General features: G+C 69.5%; 17 protein-coding genes and 1 tRNA gene. 5 read left to right on the top strand and 13 right to left on the bottom strand.

What is annotated here, in order from left to right; genetic code table 11:
• The first annotated feature begins 30 nt into the window (after nt 1-30).
• Both ACFFII_RS03395 and truB read left to right on the top strand, forming a co-directional pair.
• Entirely contained in the window at nt 31-732 is a 702-nt protein-coding gene (locus ACFFII_RS03395) for a phosphodiester glycosidase family protein (protein WP_377697517.1), read from the top strand.
• Nucleotides 733-1,626: a tRNA pseudouridine(55) synthase TruB gene (gene truB / locus ACFFII_RS03390; protein ID WP_377697488.1), complete on the top strand. Its 894-nt coding sequence runs from the start codon at nt 733-735 to the stop codon at nt 1,624-1,626.
• 16 nt (nt 1,627-1,642) lie between these two features.
• Here the strand turns inward: truB and ACFFII_RS03385 are convergent, their stop codons facing one another.
• From ACFFII_RS03385 to ACFFII_RS03375, 3 genes are all read right to left on the bottom strand, one after another.
• Nucleotides 1,643-2,959 carry an MFS transporter gene (locus ACFFII_RS03385; protein ID WP_377697487.1) on the bottom strand — a complete coding sequence of 439 codons (1,317 nt, stop codon included), beginning with the start codon at nt 2,957-2,959 and terminating at the stop codon, nt 1,643-1,645.
• Between the two features lie 96 nt (nt 2,960-3,055).
• Nucleotides 3,056-3,358 (bottom strand): HU family DNA-binding protein, encoded by a 303-nt coding sequence (locus ACFFII_RS03380; protein ID WP_090757072.1) that lies wholly within the window; start codon nt 3,356-3,358, stop codon nt 3,056-3,058.
• 171 nt (nt 3,359-3,529) lie between these two features.
• Nucleotides 3,530-5,002 carry an AMP nucleosidase gene (locus ACFFII_RS03375; protein ID WP_377697516.1) on the bottom strand — a complete coding sequence of 491 codons (1,473 nt, stop codon included), beginning with the start codon at nt 5,000-5,002 and terminating at the stop codon, nt 3,530-3,532.
• Nucleotides 5,003-5,090: 88 nt separating this feature from the next.
• On the opposite strand from ACFFII_RS03375, the gene ACFFII_RS03370 reads away from it, so the two are divergent.
• Together ACFFII_RS03370 and ACFFII_RS03365 are read left to right on the top strand one after the other, a co-directional pair.
• A complete protein-coding gene (locus ACFFII_RS03370) occupies nt 5,091-6,080 on the top strand; it encodes an LLM class flavin-dependent oxidoreductase (protein ID WP_377697486.1) in 990 nt (329 codons plus the stop codon).
• Nucleotides 6,077-6,943: an SDR family oxidoreductase gene (locus tag ACFFII_RS03365; protein WP_377697485.1), complete on the top strand. Its 867-nt coding sequence runs from the start codon at nt 6,077-6,079 to the stop codon at nt 6,941-6,943. The genes ACFFII_RS03370 and ACFFII_RS03365 overlap by 4 nt, the downstream gene beginning before the upstream one ends.
• On the opposite strand, the gene ACFFII_RS03360 is transcribed toward ACFFII_RS03365, so the two are convergent.
• From ACFFII_RS03360 to dapF, 9 genes are all read right to left on the bottom strand, one after another.
• Nucleotides 6,933-7,544, bottom strand: a complete 612-nt coding sequence (locus ACFFII_RS03360) for a COG3650 family protein (RefSeq protein WP_377697484.1) — start codon at nt 7,542-7,544, stop codon at nt 6,933-6,935. The genes ACFFII_RS03365 and ACFFII_RS03360 overlap by 11 nt on opposite strands.
• 157 nt (nt 7,545-7,701) lie before the next feature.
• Nucleotides 7,702-8,484, bottom strand: a complete 783-nt coding sequence (locus ACFFII_RS03355; protein ID WP_377697483.1) for a hypothetical protein — start codon at nt 8,482-8,484, stop codon at nt 7,702-7,704.
• 43 nt (nt 8,485-8,527) lie between these two features.
• On the bottom strand, nt 8,528-10,450 hold the full coding sequence (dxs, locus tag ACFFII_RS03350) for a 1-deoxy-D-xylulose-5-phosphate synthase (RefSeq protein ID WP_377697482.1): 1,923 nt from the start codon (nt 10,448-10,450) through the stop codon (nt 8,528-8,530).
• A gap of 46 nt (nt 10,451-10,496) precedes the next feature.
• Nucleotides 10,497-11,360, bottom strand: a complete 864-nt coding sequence (locus ACFFII_RS03345) for a polyprenyl synthetase family protein (RefSeq protein ID WP_377697481.1) — start codon at nt 11,358-11,360, stop codon at nt 10,497-10,499.
• Nucleotides 11,361-11,362: 2 nt separating this feature from the next.
• Entirely contained in the window at nt 11,363-11,605 is a 243-nt protein-coding gene (locus tag ACFFII_RS03340) for an exodeoxyribonuclease VII small subunit (protein WP_090757064.1), read from the bottom strand.
• Nucleotides 11,602-12,513 carry a histone deacetylase family protein gene (locus ACFFII_RS03335; RefSeq protein WP_377697480.1) on the bottom strand — a complete coding sequence of 304 codons (912 nt, stop codon included), beginning with the start codon at nt 12,511-12,513 and terminating at the stop codon, nt 11,602-11,604. The genes ACFFII_RS03340 and ACFFII_RS03335 overlap by 4 nt, the downstream gene beginning before the upstream one ends.
• Before the next feature lie 83 nt (nt 12,514-12,596).
• A complete protein-coding gene (locus ACFFII_RS03330) occupies nt 12,597-13,088 on the bottom strand; it encodes a hypothetical protein (RefSeq protein WP_377697479.1) in 492 nt (163 codons plus the stop codon).
• 132 nt (nt 13,089-13,220) lie between these two features.
• The gene (gene mtaB, locus ACFFII_RS03325) at nt 13,221-14,471 is read right to left on the bottom strand and encodes a tRNA (N(6)-L-threonylcarbamoyladenosine(37)-C(2))-methylthiotransferase MtaB (RefSeq protein WP_377697478.1); all 1,251 of its coding nucleotides are present in this window, start codon (nt 14,469-14,471) and stop codon (nt 13,221-13,223) included.
• A complete protein-coding gene (dapF, locus tag ACFFII_RS03320; protein ID WP_377697477.1) occupies nt 14,468-15,304 on the bottom strand; it encodes a diaminopimelate epimerase in 837 nt (278 codons plus the stop codon). Before dapF ends, mtaB begins: the two co-directional genes overlap by 4 nt.
• A 96-nt stretch (nt 15,305-15,400) precedes the next feature.
• On the opposite strand from dapF, the gene ACFFII_RS03315 reads away from it, so the two are divergent.
• Nucleotides 15,401-15,476, top strand: a tRNA-Lys gene (locus ACFFII_RS03315).
• Nucleotides 15,477-15,759: 283 nt separating this feature from the next.
• On the opposite strand, the gene ACFFII_RS03310 is transcribed toward ACFFII_RS03315, so the two are convergent.
• On the bottom strand, nt 15,760-16,167 hold the full coding sequence (locus ACFFII_RS03310) for a hypothetical protein (RefSeq protein ID WP_377697476.1): 408 nt from the start codon (nt 16,165-16,167) through the stop codon (nt 15,760-15,762).
• Nucleotides 16,168-16,250 lie beyond the last annotated feature (83 nt).

Raw genomic sequence — 16,250 nt, 5'->3', positions numbered from 1 at the left:
CTCGGGCTGGCGGTCGGCGCGCTGGTGGCGATGACGCTGCCCGCCATGGCCGACATCTGCGAGACGCGCGCGTTCGAGGGCACCCGCTATTCCGTCTGCACCGTCACCGCCGACCGGCAGGACGGGCTGCGGCTCTGGCTGAACGGGCCAGACGGCAAGCTGCTGGGCGACTTCAGCGGCGTGCGCGGGACGCTGGATGCGGGCGAGGTGCTGGGCTTCGCCATGAACGCGGGGATGTACCATCCCGATTACGCGCCTGTGGGGCTGTTCCGGTCCGACACCGAGGAGGCGGGCGAGGTCGTCACGGCAGGGGGCGGGGGCAACTTCGGCCTGCTGCCGAACGGCGTCTTCTGCGTCGGCGCCAAGGCGCCCTTCCAGGTGATCGAAAGCCGCCGCTTCGCCAAGGTCCGGCCGCAGTGCCGGCTGGCCACGCAATCCGGCCCCCTGCTCGTCATTGACGGCGAGCTTCATCCGCGCTTCCTGCCCGACAGCGACAGCCGCTACATCCGCAACGGCGTCGGCGTCTCGCGCGACATGAAGACGGCGTGGTTCGCGATCTCGGACGCGCCCGTGACCTTCCACCAGTTCGCCCGCTTCTTCCGGGACGAGCTTGGCGCGCGCAATGCGCTTTACTTCGACGGCTCGATCAGCCGGCTTTACGCGCCGGGGCTTCGCCGCGCCGACTGGGGCCGGCGGATGGGACCCATCATCGGCTATGTGGGCGGATCGTAGATGGCGCGGAAAAAGGGACGGGACGTCTCGGGCTGGCTGCTGATCGACAAGCCTGCGGGCGTCGGCTCGACCGACGTGGTGGGGCGGGTGCGCTGGGCGCTGGATGCGAAGAAGGCGGGCCATGCCGGAACGCTTGACCCTGACGCAACGGGCCTGCTTGCGGTCGCGCTGGGCGAGGCGACGAAAACCGTCCCCTACCTGACCGACGCGCTGAAGGCCTATGATTTCAGGGTGACCTGGGGCGCCGAGACCGCGACCGACGACGCCTCGGGCGAGGTGCTGCGCCGGTCCGATGCGCGGCCTGCGGCCGAGGCCATCGAAGCCGCCCTGCCCGCCTTCCGGGGCGATATCCTGCAGGTTCCCCCGGCAGTCTCGGCGGTCAAGGTGGACGGCGCCCGCGCCTATGACCTCGCGCGCGAGGGCGAGGAGTTCACGCTGGCCGCCCGCCCGCTCTGGGTCGAGGACCTGACGCTGACCGAGGCGCGTGGTGATCAGGCCGACCTGCACCTCGTCTGCGGCAAGGGCGGCTATGTCCGCGCCATCGCCCGTGACCTGGGCCGGGCGCTGGGCTGCCTCGGCCATGTGCAATCCCTTCGCCGGGTCTGGTCGGGCCCGTTCGACGTCGCCGACGCGATCCCCTTCGACCGGGTGGACCGGGCGGCGCAGGCGGAACTCGACGCGGCGCTGCTGCCGATCCAGTCGGCGCTGGACCTGCCCGAGATGCGCGCGACCGACCAGGGCGCGCTGAGGCTGGGGAACGGCAATCCGGGGCAGGTCCTGGGCATGGCCGATTACGGCGCCGAGGTCTGGGTCAGCCACGAGGGCCGCGCCATCGCCATCGGCCGCTACATGGGCGGCGAGGTGCATCCCTCGCGCGTCTTCGTCCAGCCCTAGGCAGGCACGGCCGCCCTCAGGCGATCGAGGCGCCGCGCGTCTCTCGCCCGATGCCGAAGGACAGCACCGCCGCCAGCACCAGCAGCGCCGCGAACAGACCGATCATCGCGTTGAAGTCGCGCGTGGCCAGCGCCGCCATCAACGAAGGCGCCGCGAGCCCCCCCAGCCGCGCAAGCGCGCCCGCCATGCCCATGCCGGTCGCGCGCAGCGTGGTGGGGTAGATCTCGGGCGTCAGCGCGTAAAGCGCCCCCCAGGTCCCCAGCAGTGCGAAGCTCATCAGCATCAGCGCGCCTGCGACCACCGCGCCGGTCGAGGCCGTGACGAACAGCAGGCAGCCCAGCGCCGAAAGGACCAGAAAGATGCGCAGCGTCCGCTGCCGCCCCCAGGCCTCGACCCCCCAGGCGGCCAGCGCATAGCCGGGCAACTGTGCCAAGGCGAGGATCACGAGGAAGCCGTAGCCGCGCACGAAGCCGAAGCCCTCGGTCGCGAGCTTGCCGGGTAGCCAGACGAAGACGCCGTAATAGCTGAGCGAGACGAGGAACCAGACCGTCAGCACCGCCAGCGTGGTCCGCGCCAACCCCGCGGCGAAGATGCCGCCTTGGGGCGCGGGCGCTGCAGGCGGCAGGACCAGCCGCGCCTTGGGCGGCAGCGTGGGCGCGCCGTTCGCCGCGCGGATGCGGTTGAGGATGGCGCGCGCCTCGGGCTCGCGACCCCGGCGCAGCAGGTACATGGGCGATTCCGGCACCCAGAAGCGCAGGAAGATGCCGAGGCAGGCGGGCAGCGCCGCGACCAGGTAGATCAGCTTCCACGGCGCGGCGAGCGCATAGGTGGCCGCGGCCCAGGCGGTCAGCGCCACGACCAGCGTGCCCAGTGCCCAGAAGCCTTCCAGCCAGACCAGCCAGCGGCCCCGGTTCTTGGGCGGCAGGAACTCGGCCATCATCGCATAGTCCACGGGCAGCGTGCCGCCCACGGCCATGCCCGTCAGGAAGCGCAGGCCCAGAAGCCAGGCGAAATCGGGCGCGAAGACCGAGGCGATGCCGAAGACCGCGTCGCAGGCGACGGTCACGATCAGGACGTTGCGCCGCCCGATCCGGTCCGCGAGCCGCCCGAAAAGCGTGGCGCCGAAGAACATCCCCAGGAAGAACAGCGTCCCGCTTTGCAGGGCGGTGGGCATGTCCACGCCGAAGCTGGCGGCGATCGAGGGCGCGGCGAAACCCACCGCCACGACCTGCATGGCGTCGGCCGCCCAGACCAGCCCGAAGATCCCCATCAGCCGGCGCTGGAAGCGCCCGGCGCCCGCCTGGGCCAGTGCCTCATCGACCGTGACGTTCATTCCCCGCGTCCCCCTCGGCTGCACCGTCTCTCCCTGCAAAAAAAGGGGCCGCGCCCATGCGCGACCCCCTTTTTCCTTCCAGCAGCTCTGAACGGATCAGGCGTTGACGCTGTCCTTCAGCGACTTGGCGATGGTGACCTTGACCACCTTGTCGGCGGGCTTGGTCATCATTTCCTGGGTCTGCGGATTGCGGACCTGACGCTCGGGGCGGGCGCGGCAGGCGACCTTGCCGATCCCCGGCAGAGTCAGCGCGCCGCCTTCGGCGACGGTGCGGGCAACCAGCGCGCCCAGCGCGTCCAGCGCCGCGGATGCGGTCTTCTTGTCGCTGCCCATTTCCTCGGCCAGAGCAGCCACCAGCTGCGTCTTGGTCATGGGCTTGGCGGGGGCGGCTTGGGCCATTGGAACCTGTCTCCTCGTTGGGCGCGCGCCTTTGGGCGGGCATATCCGGCGCCAGTCAAGCTGGCATGGCCCTGCTACAGCCCGTTTGCCTCAATATTTCAAGCCCTTTTCGGTCCTTCCTTGCGCCGGATGGCGGCAGATGGCCCGAAAAGGGCCTTTCCGGACCCGAGGTCACAGAAAGGCGGTCTCGTGGAAGGACCGCAGCTTGCGGGAATGCAGCCGCTCGACCGGGGTGGCGCGCAGCTTCTCCATCGCGCGGATGCCGATCAGCAGATGGCTGGACACCTGCGTGCGATAGAAGTCGGTCGCCATGCCGGGCAGCTTCAACTCGCCATGCAGGGGCTTGTCGCTGACGCACAAAAGCGTGCCATAGGGCACCCGGAAGCGGAAGCCGTTGGCGGCAATGGTCGCGCTTTCCATGTCCAGGGCGATGGCGCGGCTGAGGCTGAGCCGGTGGACCGGCGTGTCGCGCAATTCCCAGTTGCGGTTGTCGATGGTGGCGACGGTGCCCGTGCGCATGATCCGCTTCAGCTCGAAGCCATCGAGTTCCGTGATCTCGGCCACGGCCTCCTGCAGGGCGACCTGCACCTCGGCCAGCGTCGGCAGCGGCACCCAGACCGGTAGGTCGTCGTCCAGCACATGGTCCAGCCGCAGATAGGCATGGGCCAGCACGTAATCCCCCAGCCGCTGGCTGTTCCTCAGCCCCGCGCAATGGCCGACCATCAGCCAAGCGTGGGGGCGCAGCACGGCGATGTGGTCGGTCGCGGTCTTGGCGTTCGACGGCCCCACCCCGATGTTGACCAGCGTGATCCCCTGCCCGTCCGGCCGCTTGAGGTGATAGGCCGGCATCTGCGGGGTCTTGGCGACCGGCACCGAGGCGTCGTCCGGCCGCTCGATCATGTGGTTCCCGGGGCCGACGAAAGACGTGTAGCCCGAGGCCGGGTCGGCTAGGGCCTTGCGGGCAAAGGCCTCGAACTCGTCCACGTAGAACTGGTAGTTGGTGAACAGCACGAAGCTCTGGAAATGGTCGGGGGCGGTCGCCGTGTAATGCGCCAGCCGCGCCAGCGAGTAATCCACCCGCTGCGCCGTGAAGGGGGCAAGGTGGCGCGTCCCGTCCAGCAGCGTGTCGGCCACCCCGTTCACGATGTCGTCGTTCATCGTCACGAGGTCGGGCACGTCGAAGATGTCGCGCAGGGAATAGTCCAGCACGCCTTCCTGCGGCACGTTCAGGTCGCTTTGCGTGGCCACCGCGAAATGCACCGGAATCGGGGTTTCGCTTTCCCCCACCGAGACCGGCACCTCGTGGTTGCGGATCAGCAGGCCGATCTGCTGCGTAAGGTAGTCGCGGAACAGGTCGGGGCGCGTGATCGTGGCCCCGTAGCTGCCCGGCAGGGTGACATGGCCGAAGGCCAGCCGGGAATCGGCCTGCTGGTGGCTCGAGGTCGTCAGCCGGACTTCGGGGTAGAAGGCGCGGAAGCGCGCGGCAGGGGGCGGGCCGCCCCGCAGCGTGCCGACAAAGCGGTCCAGCAGCCAGCCCGTGGCGCGGTCATAAAGCTCGATCAGGCGTTCCACGGCCGCTTGGGGGTTGTCGAAATATTCGCGCCCGACCGGCTCGGGGGTCTCGATGGGCAAAAGGCGGGACATCTGGTCCATGGGCAGGCTCCTTTGAGACCGAGAGTGTCAGGGGCCCGTGACACTGGCAAGACGGGGAGGAGACGCCTATCTCGGGGGCATGGACATCTCTATTCTCGATCTCGCGCCGGTGCCCGAGGGCTCGGACGCAAAGGCTGCGATCGCCAGCAGCGTGAAGCTGGCACAGGCCGCCGAGGCGCAGGGCTACAAGCGCTTCTGGCTGGCCGAGCACCACAACATGCCCGGCATCGCCAGCGCCGCGACGGCGGTGCTGATCGGGCATATCGCCGATCACACCAGGACCATCCGCGTCGGCGCGGGTGGGATCATGCTGCCGAACCATGCGCCGCTGGCGGTGGCCGAGGCCTTCGGGACGCTGGCCACCATCCACGGGCCGCGCATCGACCTTGGCCTCGGCCGCGCGCCCGGCGGCGACGGGGCGGTGATGCACGCGTTGCGGCGCGGCCAGTCGCGCAACGAGGACTTTCCCAACGACGTGGTCGAGCTGCTGCATTACTTCGGCCCCGAGCGGCCGGGCGTGGGCGTCGCAGCCCATCCCGGACAGGGAACCAACGTGCCGGTCTGGATCCTCGGCTCGTCGCTTTACGGCGCGAGCCTCGCGGCGGCGCTGGGCCTGCCTTACGCCTTCGCCTCGCATTTCGCGCCCGACGCGCTTGATGACGCCGTGGCGCTCTATCGCGACCGCTTCCAGCCCGGTCCCTGGGGGGACAAGCCGCGCTTCATGCTGGCCGCGAACCTGATCGCGGCGGATACCGACAAGGAGGCGCGCAGGCTGCGGACCAGCTCGCAGATCCAGTTCTTCCGGCTGCGGACGGGCAATCCCGGCCTGCTGCCGGCGCCGGTGGATGACCTCGACACGGTCGTGCCCGCCCAATACCAGTCGATGGTGGACCGGGTGCTGAGCGTCAGCGCCGTGGGCGCCCCTGGGACGGTCAAGGCGCAGATCGACGCGATGGTCGCCCGCTACAGGCCCGACGAGCTGATCCTGACCGGCAACATCTGGGACCCCGAGGCGCGCGCGCGTTCCTTCGCCATCGGGGCCGAGGTGCTGGGACTTTCCCGCGCATGAGCCCGCGGCTGGTGGTGCTGGGACACGGCTATTCCGCAGGCTTCCTGAGCCGGCGGCTGGTGCCGCAGGGCTGGACCGTCACCGGCACCACCCGCGACGATCCCGCCCGCGTCGCAGCCACGGGTGCCATCCCTCTGCGCTGGCCGGGCGAGGAAGACACGGTCCGCGCCGAGATCGCCCAAGCCGACGCAGTCCTTGTCAGCGCCGGGCCGGATGGGGGCGAATGCCCGGCCCTGCGCGACTTCGGCGCGGCCATCGCGGCAAGCCGCGCGCGCTGGCTGGGCTATCTCTCGACCACCGGGGTCTACGGCGACCGGCAGGGCGACTGGGTGGACGAGGGCTCGGAGCTCGCGCCCTCGACCCGCCGGGGCCGCGACCGGGTGGCGGCGGAAACCGGCTGGCGGGCTCTGGCCGCAGACCACGGCCTGCCGCTGCACATCTTCCGCCTCGCCGGGATCTACGGCCCCGGACGCGGGCCCTTCGAGAAGGTGCGGAACGGCACCGCCCGGCGCATCGTCAAGCCGGGGCAGGTGTTTTCCCGCATCCATGCCGCCGACATCGCGCAGGTTCTGGCGGCCTCGATCGCGCGGCCTTCACCCGGCGCGATCTACAACCTGTGCGACGACGACCCGGCCCCCCCCGAGGATGTGCTGGAACACGCGGCAAAGCTGCTGGGCCTGCCCCCGCCACCCGCCGAGGATTTCGCCACGGCCGCCATGACGCCGATGGCGCGCAGCTTCTATGCCGAAAGCAAGCGCGTCTCGAACGCACGCATCAAGCACGAGCTCGGCATCCGCCTGATCCACCCCGACTATCGCAGCGGACTGGCCGCGATCCTGGCCGAGGAATCGGTCAGGGCGTGATCCGGCAGCAGCCGTTCTCCATCCGCGTGGCTTGGCTCGCCCCCTCGAACAGCAGCGTCGCCGACAGCCCGAAGAAGCGGTCCGACATGCCGTCGGTGCATTGCGCGGGCGTCAGCACCACCGTCAGCCGCCCCTTGTCGTCGCCTGCGATGATGCTGCGGGCGGGCTCGCGCCGTGCGGGATTGTCCACGACCACCCGCCGCTGCAGGGGGCGCGACTGCTCGGGCGTTTCGTAGACGATGTTTGTGCCGACCTGCCGCAGGGTCCAGAAAGGCTCGGTCCCGAGGCAGTTCAGCGTGGCCGGGATCTCGCCCTTCTTCCACACGTCGGGGCGTTCCTTGAGATAGTGCATGTTGACCCAGCCCGAACGCTCGAAGGTGTTGACCCGCGCCCAGCCCGCGCGCGTCTCGATCACCTCGACCCCGGTGGCATCGGGCGGCAGTTCGGACAGGATGGAGGAGGAGGCGTCCGGCATTGCCCGGATGTTCAGCACGTCGTCGGCCTTGACGCCCGTCACGTCGTAAAGCGTGGGCAGCATGGTCTGTGCGGCGGCGGCGCTGGCCAGCGAAAGCGTCAGGGCAAGAACGGCGACAAGGCGCATGAAAAACCTCGGGTGTCAGGCAACGGCCATGAAAGGATGCCCCATCACCTGCCCCACCGCCATGATGAATGAGCCCGGCAGCCAACACGGACATGAGATCGGGGTGAAGTTGCACCGCCTCTCCGGCCCAAGGGCATGGCGCATCGCAAGGGTCCGGTCAGGTCGGCTGGATCTCCGGCAAGGCGTCCTGCAGATAGGGAAGCTTGCTGGCCTTCGACTTCCAGAACTTTTCCTCGACCAGCAGGCCGCCGGCGCGTACGCGGCTTGCCCTTTGGGGAAACACCATCGTCGGGATGTTCGCCCTTTCCAGTGCGAAGCGCAGCAGCCTTTCCGAGTGCAGCGCCTTTTGCTTCCGGGCGACATAGTCGTGAACAACGTGCAGCCGCTCGGCATAAGCCTGCGCCGCCCGGATGCCCCGGCACAGGGCAAAGCGGTCGTTGTAGCCGCCCTTCCAGTGATGCCAGTCGGGCAGGGCGACCAGGTCGCCCTTTTCCTGCACAAGCGTTTCCAGCACCGGTTCGAGGCTGTCGTGGTAGATCAGGTCCGGACGGCAGAACAGCACGATGTCCGGATCATGCAACTGCGCCATCTTGAAGGAAGCCGACAGGGAATAAAGCTGGCGGATGAGGTTGCTCAGGCTCGAGAAGCCGTTGTCCCAGGCATCCCCATAGGGCTTCATGTCCTCGAGAATGCCCGCAAGCTGCGACGGAACCGTAAAGCGCAACGCAACCGCGTCGAGATCGAGCAGCCGGTAGTCCTCCGGGTCCAGATCCGCGTTCTCGCCGGATCTTACGCTCTGGACGCGCGCCTGATGGTAGAGATGCGCCAGCGTCACCGTCTCGCCATGCCTGCGGCAAGGCTCGATGACATTCCGGGCGATGCTTTCATGAGTCGTGGCAAGCGCGCGCGACAGGCCGAAAAAGCAAACGGCAATCTTCATCGTTAACCCGGAGTTGTGAGATAATCGCCCCCACAATCACAGGTTACGCGTATCTGTCCAGCCTCGCCACTCCCAGAACCTCCAGGACCTTGGCCTCGATCTGCGGCGCGTCCATGGCGGCGGCGCGGTACATCGCCTCGGGGCTCGCGTGGTCGATGAAGGTGTCGGGCAGGACCATGCTGCGGAAGCGGAAGCCGCGGTCGAAGACGCCCTCCTCGGCCAGCAGTTGCGCCACATGGCTGCCGAAGCCGCCGATGGCGCCCTCCTCGATGGTGATCAGCGCCTCGTGCTCGCGCACCAGCCGCAGGATGAGGTCGCGGTCCAGCGGCTTGGCGAAGCGGGCGTCGGCCACCGTGGGGGCGAGGCCCCGCGCGGCCAGCGATTCGCGGGCGCGCAGGACCTCGGCCAGGCGCGTGCCGAAGGACAGGATGGCGACGCGGGCGCCTTCGGCCACGATGCGGCCGCGGCCGATCTCCAGCGGCTCTGGGCGCTCGGGCAGATCGACTCCGGTGCCTTCCCCGCGCGGGAAGCGGAAGGCCGAGGGGCGGTCGTCGAGCGCCGCGGCGGTGGCGACCATGCGGACCAGTTCGGCCTCGTCGGCGGCGGCCATGACGACGAAGCCGGGCAGGTTCGCGAGGAAGCCCACGTCATAGGCGCCGGCGTGGGTCGCCCCGTCGGCGCCGACCAGCCCCGCGCGGTCGATGGCGAAGCGCACGGGCAGGCGCTGGATCGCCACGTCGTGGACGACCTGATCATAACCGCGCTGCAGGAAGGTCGAATAGATCGCGCAGAAGGGCCGCATCCCCCCGGCGGCGAGGCCTGCGGAGAAGGTCACGGCGTGCTGTTCCGCGATCCCCACGTCGAAGCAGCGGCGCGGGAAGCGGTCGGCGAACAGGTTCAGGCCGGTCCCGTCCGGCATGGCGGCGGTGATCGCCACGATGCGGTCGTCGCGCTCGGCCTGGGCGATCAGGGATTTCGCGAAGACGCTGGTGTAGCTGGGGGCGTTGGACTTGGCCTTGGCCTGCTCGCCCGTGATCACGTCGAACTTGGCGCGGGCATGGCCCCGGTCGGCGGCGTTCTCGGCAGGCGCGTAGCCCTTGCCCTTCTTGGTCACCGCATGAATCAGCACCGGTCCGTCGGCCCGCGCCTTGACCGTCCTCAGCAGCGGCAGAAGCTGGTCGAGGTCGTGGCCGTCCACCGGGCCGACATAGGAAAAGCCCAGCTCCTCGAAGAGCGTGCCGCCGATGGTGATGCCCTTCAGCATCTCCTTGGCGCGGCGGGCGCCCTGCTGCATGGGCGAGGGCAGCAGGCTGACCGCGCCCTTGGCCGCGGCCTTCAGTTCCTGGAACGGCCCCTGCGTGTAAAGGCGCGTCAGATAGGTGGACAGCGCCCCCGTCGGCGGGGCGATCGACATCTCGTTGTCGTTCAGGATGACGAACAGCCGCGTGCCCATGTGGCCCGCGTTGTTCATCGCCTCGAAGGCCATGCCGCCGCTCATCGCGCCGTCGCCGATCACGGCGATGGCGTCGCCCGGATCGCCGCCGAGGTCGCGAGCAGCGGCAAAGCCCAGCGCAGCGCTGATCGAGGTCGAGGAATGCCCCGCCCCGAAGGGGTCATGCGGGCTTTCCGACCGCTTGGTGAAGCCCGACAGCCCCCCTTCCATCCGCAGGGTGCGAATGCGGTCGCGCCGGCCGGTCAGGATCTTGTGGGGATAGCACTGGTGGCCCACGTCCCAGATGATCTTGTCGCGCGGGCTGTCCCAGACGGCGTGCAGCGCCACGGTCAGTTCCACGACCCCCAAGCCCGCGCCCAGGTGGCCGCCGGTCACGCTGACGGCGCTGATCGTCTCGGCGCGCAGTTCGTCGGCCAGCTGGTGCAACTGGCGGTCGCTCAGCGCCTTGAGGTCGGCGGGCGAGGCGACGCGGTCGAGGATCGGCGTGGCGGGACGCGAGGTCGTGTCGGTCATGGGCTGGCCCCTTCCGGGCGGGCGGACCCCCCGGAGGCGGTCGGTCTCAGGTTCTGCGGTGGATAACGAAACGCGCCACGGCCCGCAAGTTTCCGGCCCTGTCGCCATAGGGGTCAAGGGCAGCCTCGGCCCGCGCCACCATGGCGGCGGCCCGCGCCCGCGCCTCGTCCAGCCCCAGCAGGGACACGAAGGTGGCCTTGCCCGCCGCCTCGTCCTTGCCGGTGCGCTTGCCGGTCTGCTCGGCGCTGGCGGTCACGTCCAGGATGTCGTCAGCGATCTGGAAGGCCAGGCCGAGGTTCCGGGCATACTCCTCCAGCGGCGCGGGATCGGTGCCACCCATGATCGCCCCGGCCGTCGCGGAAAAGCGGATCAGCGCGCCGGTCTTGGCGTGCTGCAACGCCTCGATGGCGGGCAGGTCCAGAGGCGTGCCGGCCGTCTCGGCCGCGATGTCCTGCGCCTGCCCCCAGACCATGCCGCGCGCGCCGGACGCCTCGGCCAGCCGCGCCACCAGCGCGATGCGCGCCTCGGCGGGGCCGATCACCGGATCGGCCAGCAGGGCGAAGGCCTGCGTCTGCAGGGCGTCGCCGGCCAGGATCGCCGTGGCCTCGTTCCAGCGGATGTGGCAGGTGGGCTGGCCCCGGCGCAGGTCATCGTCGTCCATCGCCGGCAGGTCGTCATGGACGAGGCTATAGGCGTGCAGCAGTTCCACCGCCACGGCGACCGGCATCGCGCTGAGGTCCTCGACGCCGAACAGCCGCGCCGATTCCAGCACCAGGAAGGCCCGTACGCGCTTGCCCCCGGTGGCGGCATAGCGCATCGCATCGGTCAGATCGCCCGGCGGCAGATCCGCCAGCGCAGCCTCGATGGCGGCAGCGACGGCGCGCTGCACCTCCTCCAGCCTGTGTTCCACTCTTAAAGCCCTTCGACCGGGGTGGTCCCGCTGGGCTCTCCGTTGGCGGCGAGCATGATCTTCTCGACCCGCTCCTCGGCCTGGCGCAACCGGCGCTCGCAATGGGCGCGCAGCTTGGCGCCGCGTTCGTAAAGGGCGATGGACTGCTCCAGCGTCGCCTCGCCATGTTCCAGCTTGCCCACGACCGATTCGAGTTCCTTCATCGCGTCCTCGAAGGACATCCCGTCGATTTCGGCGTCGGTCATGAGGCGGTTCCTTGCAGCGCGGTGACATGGGCGCGGGCCGACCGGCCCAGCGCGGCCAGATCATAGCCCCCTTCCAGGACCGAGACCACCGGGGCCGCGCCCGCGGCCTCCACGATCATGGCCGTGATCGCGGCAAAGTCATCCTCGTCCCATTCCAGCGAAGCCAGGGGATCGGCCGCATGGGCGTCGAAGCCCGCCGAGACAATGACCAGCTGAGGCGCATGGGTGCGCAGCCTGTCGGTGATCTGCCGCCAGGCGGCCCGGGCCTGTGCCCCGTCCGAGCCGGGCGGCAGGGGGATGTTCATCACCTGCCCATGCGCGCCGGTCTCACTTGCCCGACCGGTGCCGGGGTATAGCGGCATCTGGTGGGTCGAGGCAAAGAAGGCGCGGCCCTCGGCCCACAGCAGGTCCTGCGTGCCGTTGCCGTGATGCACGTCGAAATCCAGCACCGCCACGCGGTCGAGCCCGTGGTGATCCAGCGCCCGTTTCGCCGCGATGGCGGCAGTGCCGAGCAGGCAGAAGCCCATCGGCGTCTCGCGTTCCGCATGATGCCCCGGCGGGCGCATGACGACGAAAGCGCGGCTGTCCTGGCCCGCCAGCACCGCATCCACCGCCGCGCAGGCCGCGCCCACAGCCCGCAGCGCGGCCTCCATGCTGCCGGGCGACAGCCAGGTGTCCGCGTCCAGCGCCACCTGACCCTGCGCCGGGACCGCCGCCTTCAGGCGGGCAAGGTAGCGCTCGGGATGGCAGCGCAGGACGTCGGCCTCGGCGGCCAGCGGCGCCTCGCGGTGATCGAGGTCAAGCCCGGCCAGCGCCTCCAGCACCGCCGCGTGGCGGGCAACCTGCTCGGGGTGGCCGGGCGGCGTGACGTGCCGCTCTGACGCAGGATGGGTGTAAAGGATCGCCATGCCCGCAGGCTAAGGGCAATCCGCCCGCCGGCGCAATCGCGCCATGCCGGGGTCGATCTGCGGGCACCGCGCGGGCTGTCGGCTCAATCCTCCGTGTCCCCGCCGCCGCCATCGTCGTCACCGCCGCGGCCGCCGTCATCACCACCATGTCCCCCATCGTCACCGCCATGGCCGCCATGGTCATCGCCGCCAGCGCCGTCCTCATCGTCACCGCGGCCACCGTCATCCCCCCTGTCGCGGCCGGGGCCCCTGTCGTCGCCGGGATCATCGTCATCCGCCTCGGGACCCCGGCGGCCGTCATCGCCCCGGCGGCCGTCGCCGTCATCGCCGCCGACGGGTTCAAGGCGTCCTTCATCCCGGTCATAGGCAAAGCTGTGGGTTTCACCTTCGCGCGTGGCCGAGACGGTGACCTCGCCATCATCCTCGTCGATGCGGACGTCCGAGTATCCCTGCCCGGCCAGACTGCGGGCGATCGCCTGCTCGTCGGCCTGGCTGACCTGCGCAGAAGCCGGCGCCGCGAGACCTGCGGCAAGGCCTGCGGCGGCGATCATGGTCCTGATCCCTGCGGTCGTCATGGCGGTCCTCCTCATGCAGTGCGCCGATGGGGACGATGGGCACGACAGGGATTCGCTGCAAGACATTCCCGGGGACTCGGCGCTCCTTTGCCCGAAGGCTGTGAGGAAACGCCCTTGCCCCCGGCGCGCGGCTCAGGCGGCCAGGCGCGTGCCGTCGTGGCCGGTGATCGTCACGTCCAGCAGCGTGCCCTCGGGCAGGTCGCGGTCAAAGGCAACCTCGGTGAACTGCTCGGTCCGGCCGAGGCGCGGGCCTTCGGTCAGGACGCGGTGGGTGCGGCCGACCTGCGCGGCAAGATGCGCGGCCAGCGCCGCCTCCCCCACAGCGCGAAGGCGAGCGGCGCGGTCCTTGATGGCGGGGCCCGGCACGCGCGGCATCCGCGCGGCCGGGGTGCCAGCCCGGGCACTGTAGGGAAAGACATGCAGGAAGGTCAGGCCGCAGTCCTCGACCAGCTTCATCGAGTTCTCGAAATGCGCCTCGGTCTCGGTGGGGAAGCCCGCGATGATGTCGGCGCCGAAGACGATGCCGGGGCGCAGGCGGCGGGCTTCCTCGCAGAAGGCGATGGCATCGTCGCGCAGGTGGCGACGCTTCATGCGCTTGAGGATCAGGTCGTCGCCGTGCTGCAGGCTCAGGTGCAGATGCGGCATCAGGCGCGGCTCGGTGGCGATCGCCTCCATCAGCTCGGGGTCGGCCTCGATCGAATCGATCGAGGAGATCCGCAGGCGCGGCAGGTCGGGCACCATCTTCAGGATGCGCCGCACGAGGTTGCCCAGCCGCGGTGCCCCCGGCAGGTCCGCGCCCCATGAGGTCAGGTCCACGCCGGTCAGCACGACCTCGTTGAAGCCGCGGTCGCGCAGCCTCTTGATCTGATCCACCACCACGCCCGCGGGGACGGACCGCGAGTTTCCGCGGCCATAGGGGATGATGCAGAAGGTGCAGCGGTGGTCGCAGCCGTTCTGGACCTGCACATAGGCGCGGTGGCGGCCGAAGCCGTCGATCAGGTGGCCCGCCGTCTCGCGCACCGACATGATGTCGTCCACCATCACCCGCTCGGTCCCGAAATCGGGCGCGGCAAGGCTGGCCCATGTCGCGGGCTGCATCTTCTCGTGGTTGCCGACGACGCGGGCGACCTCGGGCATGGCGGCGAAGGTTTCGGGCTCGGTCTGGGCGGCGCAGCCGGTGACGATGATCGGCGCGCCGGGGTTCTCGCGCGACAGGCGGCGGATTTCCTGGCGGGCCTTGCGGACGGCCTCGGCGGTCACGGCGCAGGTGTTGACGATCACCGCGCTTTCCAGCCCGGCGGCCTGCGCCATCTCGGCCATCGCCTCCGATTCATAGGCGTTCAGCCGGCAGCCCAGCGTGGCAAAGATCGGCGGCGCGCTCATCGGACCCCCGCCAGCCAGTCGGGCGACAGCACCCCGTCGAAGACCCGCGCCACGGGGCCGGTCATCCAGACGCCGTCCTCGCGCCAGTCCACGGCCAGCGTGCCGCCGTCGAGGTCCAGCACCACCTTGCGCCCCGTCAGCCCGCGCCGGTGCGCCGCGACCGCCGTCGCGCAGGCCCCGGACCCGCAGGCAAGCGTCACGCCCGCGCCGCGTTCCCAGACCCGCATCCGCAGCCGGTCGGGCGCGGTCAGCGAGGCGAATTCGACATTCGTGCGCTCGGGGAACAACGCGTCATGCTCGATCCGGGGCCCGAGGTCCTCCAGGACCACCGCCTCGGCATCGGGGACGAAGAAGACGCAATGCGGGTTGCCCATGCCGACAGCGGCGGGACCGCCTTCCAGCGGCAGGCGGCCCGTGTCCGTCTCATGCGCCAGCGGCACCTCGTTCCACTCAAGCTGCGGAGGACCCATGTTGACATGGACATGGCCCTCGCGGCGCTCGGCCTCCAGCATCCCGCGCCCGGTGGCGAAGCGCAGCCGGTCGCGGCCCAGGTCCGCCATCATCATGTCGGCCACGCAGCGCGAGGCATTGCCGCAGGCCCCGGCCTCCGACCCGTCGGCGTTCCAGAACTCCAGCCGGTAGTCCGCCGCGTCGTCCGGCCGGATCTCGGCCAGCTGGTCGAAGCCCACGCCACGGTTGCGGTCGCCCAGGGCGCGCGCCAGCGCCGGCGTGACCCGCCGCTGCGAGGCCCCGCGCGTATCGATGATGACGAAGTCATTGCCCGCCCCGTGCATCTTCACGAAGCCCAGCCCGGCCGGATTCTGATGTTTCATCGCGGCGATATACGCCCGCGATCATGATTCCGCCAGATGGACGACAATTTGCCCTTGACCGCCCCAGCAACCGCCCTTAGAGAGGCGCCCTGTGTTGGGCCCATAGCTCAGTTGGTAGAGCAACTGACTTTTAATCAGTGGGTCACAGGTTCGAATCCTGTTGGGCTCACCACTGTTTTTCTATGTTATCAATCACATAGAACGTGCTGCTCTTGAGTGTGCAGCCTGCTGATTTACTCCAGCGGACAGCCAGCGGACAAAATCAAGCCGATGAAAGTGACATGCTGGCTACCTCTCGCGAGCTTAGACGGGCGCTTTCTGGCAGCAGATGAGCCTTGAAGGTGTGGGCGCCAGAGCGGGGTGACTGGGGCATCGGCCCCCCGTGGCCGGCGAATCATTCGTCATGGAACTGCGTGAGATTGAGGCGGCCTGCCGGGGTCGTGAAGGAGGTTTTGTCAATTGTCAGTCCGGGCATCGCACGGGGGTGGCCAGGCGCCGATCTGCGTTCCTTGATGACCGGCGAAGCTGACAGGCGCCTCCGAGACGACATGCTGTCCTGCCTCCAGCTTCGCGAATCGTCCAATTTGTGCATATGCAGCCATGCCATTGGAGAACCGCTCATGCGCTCGCTGCTTACCGCTGCCCTGCTTCTGATTGCCATCCCTGCCTTTGCAGAACAGCCCTCCACCTTCGCGGAACAGCCCCCCGCTATCGGCGCCCTCACTGCGGAGGATATTGCCGCCGCCCGGCGTCTTCTGAGAGGTGGCCAGCAGGGCGAGGCCCGGATCTATGATACTGCCTGCTGTAAGGTCTGCAAAAAGGGCCAGCCGTGCGGGGACAGCTGCATCAGCCGTGAGAAGCAATGCCGGAAAGGGCCTGGTTGCGCCTGCTGATCGGCAGCCCCGGTCTCAGCCGGTTGACCAGCTGCATAGGCCGGCCCAGCGCT

Origin of the sequence: Paracoccus niistensis (assembly GCF_042432925.1) — a bacterium.
Taxonomy (GTDB): Bacteria; Pseudomonadota; Alphaproteobacteria; order Rhodobacterales; family Rhodobacteraceae; genus Paracoccus; species Paracoccus niistensis.
Note: the sequence above shows the minus strand (reverse complement) of the source record. Positions and strands in the feature narration are given on the sequence as shown.